The organism is Saccharopolyspora soli (genome assembly GCF_022678645.1).
GTDB lineage: Bacteria > Actinomycetota > Actinomycetes > Mycobacteriales > Pseudonocardiaceae > Saccharopolyspora > Saccharopolyspora soli.
In genome coordinates this window covers 21,005-27,235 of the sequence record NZ_JALBWV010000092.1, presented here as the reverse complement: position 1 = coordinate 27,235, position 6,231 = coordinate 21,005, and the positions used below count along the sequence as shown (strand labels likewise).

Annotated in this window: 8 protein-coding genes; all 8 read left to right on the top strand. The window is 67.6% G+C overall.

All coding sequences use genetic code 11. The annotated features are described in order from the left end of the window. Nucleotides 1–224: 224 nt before the first annotated feature. The gene (locus tag MOQ72_RS40005) at nt 225–836 is read left to right on the top strand and encodes a GPP34 family phosphoprotein (protein ID WP_242191186.1); all 612 of its coding nucleotides are present in this window, start codon (nt 225–227) and stop codon (nt 834–836) included. Continuing rightward, nucleotides 833–1,012 carry a hypothetical protein gene (locus tag MOQ72_RS40000; RefSeq protein WP_242191185.1) on the top strand — a complete coding sequence of 60 codons (180 nt, stop codon included), beginning with the start codon at nt 833–835 and terminating at the stop codon, nt 1,010–1,012. The genes MOQ72_RS40005 and MOQ72_RS40000 overlap by 4 nt, the downstream gene beginning before the upstream one ends. Nucleotides 1,013–1,253: 241 nt before the next feature. Beyond that, nucleotides 1,254–2,357, top strand: a complete 1,104-nt coding sequence (locus MOQ72_RS39995) for an ATP-binding protein (RefSeq protein ID WP_242191184.1) — start codon at nt 1,254–1,256, stop codon at nt 2,355–2,357. Continuing rightward, nucleotides 2,354–2,767, top strand: coding sequence for a roadblock/LC7 domain-containing protein (locus MOQ72_RS39990; protein WP_242191183.1), 414 nt, complete (start codon nt 2,354–2,356; stop codon nt 2,765–2,767). Before MOQ72_RS39995 ends, MOQ72_RS39990 begins: the two co-directional genes overlap by 4 nt. Beyond that, entirely contained in the window at nt 2,764–3,117 is a 354-nt protein-coding gene (locus MOQ72_RS39985; protein ID WP_242191182.1) for a DUF742 domain-containing protein, read from the top strand. Before MOQ72_RS39990 ends, MOQ72_RS39985 begins: the two co-directional genes overlap by 4 nt. Then, a complete protein-coding gene (locus MOQ72_RS39980; RefSeq protein ID WP_242191181.1) occupies nt 3,095–3,694 on the top strand; it encodes a GTP-binding protein in 600 nt (199 codons plus the stop codon). Before MOQ72_RS39985 ends, MOQ72_RS39980 begins: the two co-directional genes overlap by 23 nt. Continuing rightward, on the top strand, nt 3,691–5,079 hold the full coding sequence (locus MOQ72_RS39975; protein ID WP_242191180.1) for a cytochrome P450: 1,389 nt from the start codon (nt 3,691–3,693) through the stop codon (nt 5,077–5,079). The genes MOQ72_RS39980 and MOQ72_RS39975 overlap by 4 nt, the downstream gene beginning before the upstream one ends. Then, the gene (locus MOQ72_RS39970; RefSeq protein WP_242191188.1) at nt 5,061–6,179 is read left to right on the top strand and encodes a cytochrome P450 family protein; all 1,119 of its coding nucleotides are present in this window, start codon (nt 5,061–5,063) and stop codon (nt 6,177–6,179) included. Before MOQ72_RS39975 ends, MOQ72_RS39970 begins: the two co-directional genes overlap by 19 nt. Nucleotides 6,180–6,231 lie beyond the last annotated feature (52 nt).

Sequence of the window (6,231 nt, the reverse complement as noted above, 5' to 3'; positions counted from 1 at the left end):
CACCAAACCCCCACCCCCATCAACAAAAGATCAACACCCCAACCCCAGCCGGAGGCCTCACGCCGCCAGGCGACCCCCCCCCCCCCCCCCCCCCCCCCCCCAACACCCCCCCCCCCCCCCCCCCCCCCCCCCCCCCCCCCCGGGGGGGGGCGTCCCCCCCCCCCCCCCCCCCCCCCGCCCCCCCCCCCCCCCACCGCAGGTCCCGGTGATGCACCATGGCAGGCGTGAGCCTTTCGGTGTCCGAGCAGTTCGTGTTGTTGGCGCACGAGCTCGATGGCGGGTGCGTCTTCTCGGGTGACTACGCCGGGGCAGCCGAGTTGGCGGACTTCGTTCTTTGGCAGCGCGTTGAAATCTTCGGCGGGCAGGTGCGGATCCTCGACGTGCGGCCGACCGGTTTGGCGTGGTTCGACGGTGGACTGGCGGTGTTGCGGTCCTTCGCGGGCGCCAGGAACAAGCCCGTGCCAGCGCACAAGTACATCCTGGCCCGGTCGCCGATCCGCGCCGGGAAGGCGTCTGCCCTGGCCACGCATCGCGCCTCGCTCATGCACCGGGACTACGCGAGATGCGTGCAAAAGCGGACGCTCGGTGTCTTTCCGCGGCAGCGCTACTACCCGAACCCCGATGTGTGGCACGCGGCGCTGGGCGAGCTTCGAGCCTTCGCCCGCAACGAACTCGGTCCGGACAACCGACTGCTGCTGCTCGCCGCGCTCACGTACGCCACCGCTTTGACGCGGTCGCTACCGCTCACCGATACCGAACGCGCCCAGCTCCGGAGGATCAGCGAGAGCACCGACCTGGGTGTCGCGGTCCGAGCCTTCGTCGCATCGTCGGCGTGAGCGTTACGACCATTGCCACTCACGACTCCACGTTGGCTTCTTTCCGCTATGTTGGCCCCGCGCGGGAGATCAACATCCAGAATGTCTGCGGACAGCGCGGCACCAATTCCCGCGCAGGCACACCCGAATGCAGCAACCGCTCGGAATGGGAGACCAAGAAGTGCAACGCGCTGTGACCGCCTTCCTCGTTGTTGTCCCTTGTTTGCCATCGCAGCCGCGCGGCGCTGCGGAGTGGTAGCGTGCTGCGCTCGCTGGACAACTGCCGTTGGTTGTTACGAATATGTAACGGAGCGCTCCTAAGTGGACGTGGCATTGTGGATTGCGATTGCGGCAATCGGATTAGCCCTCTTGGTCACATACCTGCGCCAGCAGCGAATCAGGGCCCAACTCCGCACCCGTGACCAGGAAGCAGCTCACTTGGTCACGCACCGCCTCCCGGCGCTGGTGGAATCCCTGAACGGTGTCCCCGTCGAAGTACCTGGCCTGTTCCACCAGGAGCTCGCCGGGACGCCGTACGCGGCGAAGCTGGACTCGGTCATCGAACTGTTCACCAACTTCGCGGCGGAGACCAAGCAGCGCGCCGACCGCGCCGCGAAAGCGACGCTGACCTCGACGATGCGCGGCGTGCAGAGCTTGGCCAACGAGCAGCAGCTGGTCATCACGGAAATGCAGCACCGGCACGACGATCCCGAAGTGCTGGTCGACCTGCTGAAGATCGACCACGCCAACTCGCAGCTGGCCCGCCGGGCGCAAGCCACCGCGGTGCTGTGCGGATCCTGGCCCGGACAGCAGCGGGCGGCCTCGCCGCTGATCGACCTGGTGCGCGGTGGCACCTCCCGGATCCGGGACTACCTGCGGGTCAAGGTGCACACCCAGGTCGACATGGCCGTGGTCAGCCGCGCCGTCGAGCCGGTGGTGCTGGCGTTGGCGGAGCTGCTGGACAACGCCGCGCGCTACTCGCAGCCCAACACCTCGGTCGAAGTGCACTTCCAGCCCGCGCACAACGGCATTTCCATCGTGATCGACGACGCCGGGGTCGGCATGAACGCCGAGGAGCGCGAGCGCACCCAGTCGTTGCTCTCGGCGCAGGCGGCCCCGGACATCAACCGGCTGGGAGACCCGCCGCAGATCGGCTTCGCACTCGCTGGCGTGCTCGCCGCCCGCTACGGGTTCAAGGTCTTCGTCGAGGCGTCCTCGCCCTACGGCGGCATGCGCGCGGTGGTGTTCCTGCCCAACGAACTGCTCACCCGAGTGGAAACGCGGCCAGCAGCGGTGCCGCCAGCTGACGAAGCACCCGTCGAGGAGGCCCCGACGCCGCGCACCGCGGGCGGGCTGCCGAAACGACGCCGGAAGTCGAGCACCACATCGGTCGCGGACGCGCCGACCGAGTCCATCCCGACCCCCACCTGGGGCCGAGGCCGCGCACAAGGCATGGGGGCATGGCAACGCGGCACGCGATCCGGCCGCACCGAACCCGCGAGAAGTCGACCGAACAACGACGAAGGAACAACCGCGCCATGAATGAGAGCCAGCACAACAGCCTGGGGTGGATGCTCGACGAAGCACTGCGGATGCCGGAGGCGAAGCACGCGATCCTGCTCTCCGCCGACGGATTGCTCATGGCCCACTCGAAGAACATCAGTCGCGAGGACGCGGAACGCCAAGCCGCCGCGATGTCCGGGCTGCAATCGCTCGCCCGCTCCACCGCTGAGTTCTGCGGCAACCCCGACATGCCGTGGCAGCAGACCATCACCGAGTTCGACTTCGGTTACGTGTTCCTCGTCGCCGCTGGCCCGCGCGCGTACGTCGCCGCTTCGGCCACCGAGCGGATCGACGTGGAGACGATGACCCACCGGCTGATGGAACTGGTCCAGCGACTGGGCAAAGAACTGACGGCCATGCAGCGGACCGGCGTCGGTGGGTCGGCATGAGCCCGGACCCGCGCGAACGGGCGTTGGTGCGGCCGCACGTGGTCACCGGCGGACGCGCCCACCCGACGCGCAACACCTTCGATCTGGTCACCCTGGTCACCGCGGCTCGCAACGAGATCCTCGGTCTCAGCCCCGAACAACAACGCGTGATGCGGCTGTGCCGCGGTGGCGCGCTGTCGGTGGTCGAGATCGCCGGACGCCTGGCGTTGCCGATCAGCGTCACCAAGGTCCTGCTGGGCGACCTGCTGGACAGCGGCCACATCACCACGCGCACGCCTCGGGCCCAACCGGATGCGCCGAACCTCGACATCTTGCAGGAGGTGCTGGATGGGCTACGCGCCCGCCTGTGACGACATATACCTGCGCAACACGGTCCAGGCAGCGACGAAGCTGTTGATCGCAGGCCATTTCGCGGTTGGCAAGACCACGTTCGTCGGCACCCTGTCGGAGATCCGTCCACTTCGGACGGAGGAGACGATGACGCAGGCCAGCGAGCTCGTCGACGACCTGGCGGGAGTTCCGGACAAGACCACCACGACGGTCGCGATGGACTTCGGCCGACTGACCCTCAGCGACCGGTTGGTGCTGTACTTGTTCGGCGCTCCAGGGCAGAACCGGTTCACCCCGCTGTGGCGGGACCTCGCCCACGGCGCGCTCGGCGCCCTGGTGCTCGCCGACACCCGCCGCCTGGAGCACTCCTTCCCGGTCATGGACCTCGTCGAGGAGGTCGGGCTGCGCTACGCGGTGGCCATCAACCACTTCGACGACGCGCCCGTCTTCAGCAACGCGGAGCTGCGCGAGGCGCTCGACCTGAGCCCGGAGACCCCACTGGTCACCTGCGATGCCCGCGATCAGCCCTCATCGACGCGAGCGCTGATCGCGCTCGTCGAACACCTCCACCGCACCAAGCAGGAGCAGCACACGTGACCTCCCACTCCACCGAGCAGGACACCTCGGAACATTCCGGGCAAAACGGCCGAACTCCCTTGTACGGGCCGGAATTCGCCGCGGACCCCCGCCGCATCTACGCCCAGTTGCGCAGCCACGGACCGACCGCGCCGGTGGAAATCGCACCGGGAATCCCCGCGACGCTGGTCACCAGCTACCAGGCAGCGCTCGAAGTCCTGCGCGACCCCGCCACGTTCCCGAAGGATCCGCGCCGCTGGCAGCAGAAAGTCCCACCGGACTGCCCGGTGCTGCCGATGATGATGTACCGGCAGAACTGCCTGTTCACCGACGGTGCCGTGCACACCCGGTTGCGCAAAGCCATGAGCGACAGCCTCGGCCGGGTCGACGTCCGGGACATCCGGTCCTACGTGGAGACCAGCGCCGACACCCTCATCGACGAGTTCGCCTTCGCCGGGGAGGCCGATCTCCTCCTCCAGTACGCGCGAATCCTGCCGCTGCTCGTACTCAACCGGATGTGCGGTACCCCGCCAGCCATCGGAGATCGCATCCTGACCGGGATGATGGGCATCTTCGACGGCATCGACGCAGAGAAGTCCAACGAGGAACTGGTCACGGCCATCAGCGAACTGGTCGCGCTCAAACGCCTTCAACCCGCGGCGGACGTGGCGTCCTGGATGATGGAGCACCCGGCGCGACTGGCCGACGAAGAACTGGTCCACCAGCACCTGGTCCTGATGGGCGCCGGATGCGAGCCCCAGCAGAACCTGATCGCCAACACGCTGCGGCTGCTGCTGTCCGACGACCGGTTCGGCGGCGACCTCGCCGGTGGCAGCCTGCCCGTCGAAGAAGCGCTGGACGAGGTCCTGTGGACCGATCCGCCGATGGCCAACTACGGCACCACCTACCCCGTGCAGGAGGCGCAGATCGGCGGGAACCCGGTACCCGCCGACGAACCGGTCCTGATCAGCTTCGCCGCCGCCAACACCGACCCGACCCTGGTCGCCGGGCACGGCCGGGTCGGCAATCGCGCGCACCTCGCCTTCAGCGCGGGTCCGCACACCTGCCCGACACCAGCGCAGCGGATGGCTCGCGTGATCGCCTCCGCGGCAATCGAAAAACTCCTCGACCGGCTGCCCGACATCGAACTCGCGGTGCCAGCCGACACCCTGAAATGGCGTCCCGGTCCGTTCCACCGCGCACTGGAAGCACTACCCGTCCGTTTTCCTCCGCCTTCCGCACCGGTTCAACCCGACAGCATTGGAGACGGCCAATGGAGCACGAGTCCGGTACCTACGTCCTCGACCCGACCGGCGGAAACATCCAAGCCGAAGCCGCGCACCTACGACAGCGAGGGCCAGCAACGCTGGTGGAACTACCCGGCAAAGTGGTTGCGTGGGCGGTAACGAGCTCGGATCTGCTCCGCAAGCTGCTCACCGACCCGCGGGTGTCCAAGGACCCGCGCCAGCACTGGCCGCGGTACATCAACGGTGAGATCTCCGAAGACTGGCCCCTGCACATCTGGGTATCCGTGCAGAACATGTTCACCGCCTACGGCAAGGAACACACCCGACTACGACTGCTGGTCTCCAAAGCCTTCACCGCACGTCGCACCGAAGCCCAGCGGCCCCGCATCGAGCAGGTCACCAAGGAACTGATCGACGACCTCGCCGCCGCACCGCCGGGAGAACCGGTCGACCTGCGGGAGAAATTCGCCTATCCGCTGCCGATCGAGGTCATCAGCCAACTGTTCGGGGTGTCCGACCACAGCAAGCCAGACCTGCGGCGGTGCGTCGACGGGATCTTCAACACCACCATCACGCCGGAAGAAGCGCAGGTCGTGCAGCGGGACCTCTACGCGATCTTGCGGGATCTCGTCGAATTCAAGCGGAAAACGCCCGGCGACGACATGACCAGCGGTCTCATCGCGGCCCGCGATGAGGACGGTTCCCGGCTCACCGAGGCCGAACTCGTCGACACCCTCCTGCTGATGATCTCCGCCGGCCACGAGACCACCGTCAACCTGCTCGACCACGCCATCACCGCGTTGCTCACCCACCCCGACCAGCTCAAACTCGTCCGCACCGGGCAGCACACCTGGGACGACGTGATCGAGGAAACGCTGCGCTGGCAGGCACCGGTGGCGAACCTGCCGCTGCGCTACGCCGTCGAGGACATCGAGCTCGACGGCATCAAGATCCGCAAGGGCGAAGCCATCGTCGCCGCCTACGGGGCCGCCAGCCGCGAACCGAGCTACGAGGGCGAAGACGCCGACAGCTTCGACATCGCACGTCCGAACAAGAGCCACCTCACCTTCGGGCACGGCCCGCACTTCTGCGTGGGCGCACCGCTGGCCCGAATGGAAGCAGGTATTGCGCTGCCCGCCCTGTTCGACAGGTTCCCGGAGCTGTCCCTGGCCGTGCCGCCGGAACAGTTGCGGCCCTTGGAATCCTTCATCGCCAACGGCCACCGCGAGCTGCCGGTCGTGTGCACGCCCGCGCACTGATCGCACCGCAAAAAACGGCCCGCACCTCGGTGCGGGCCGTTTGCCGTTTCTG

Bases quoted from the DNA above. Each gene is read 5' to 3' on its own strand.
- MOQ72_RS39985 (WP_242191182.1), top strand. From the start codon at position 2,764: ATGAGCCCGGACCCGCGCGAACGGGCGTTGGTGCGGCCGCACGTGGTC.
- MOQ72_RS39980 (WP_242191181.1), top strand. From the start codon at position 3,095: ATGGGCTACGCGCCCGCCTGTGACGACATATACCTGCGCAACACGGTC.
- MOQ72_RS39990 (WP_242191183.1), top strand. From the start codon at position 2,354: ATGAATGAGAGCCAGCACAACAGCCTGGGGTGGATGCTCGACGAAGCA.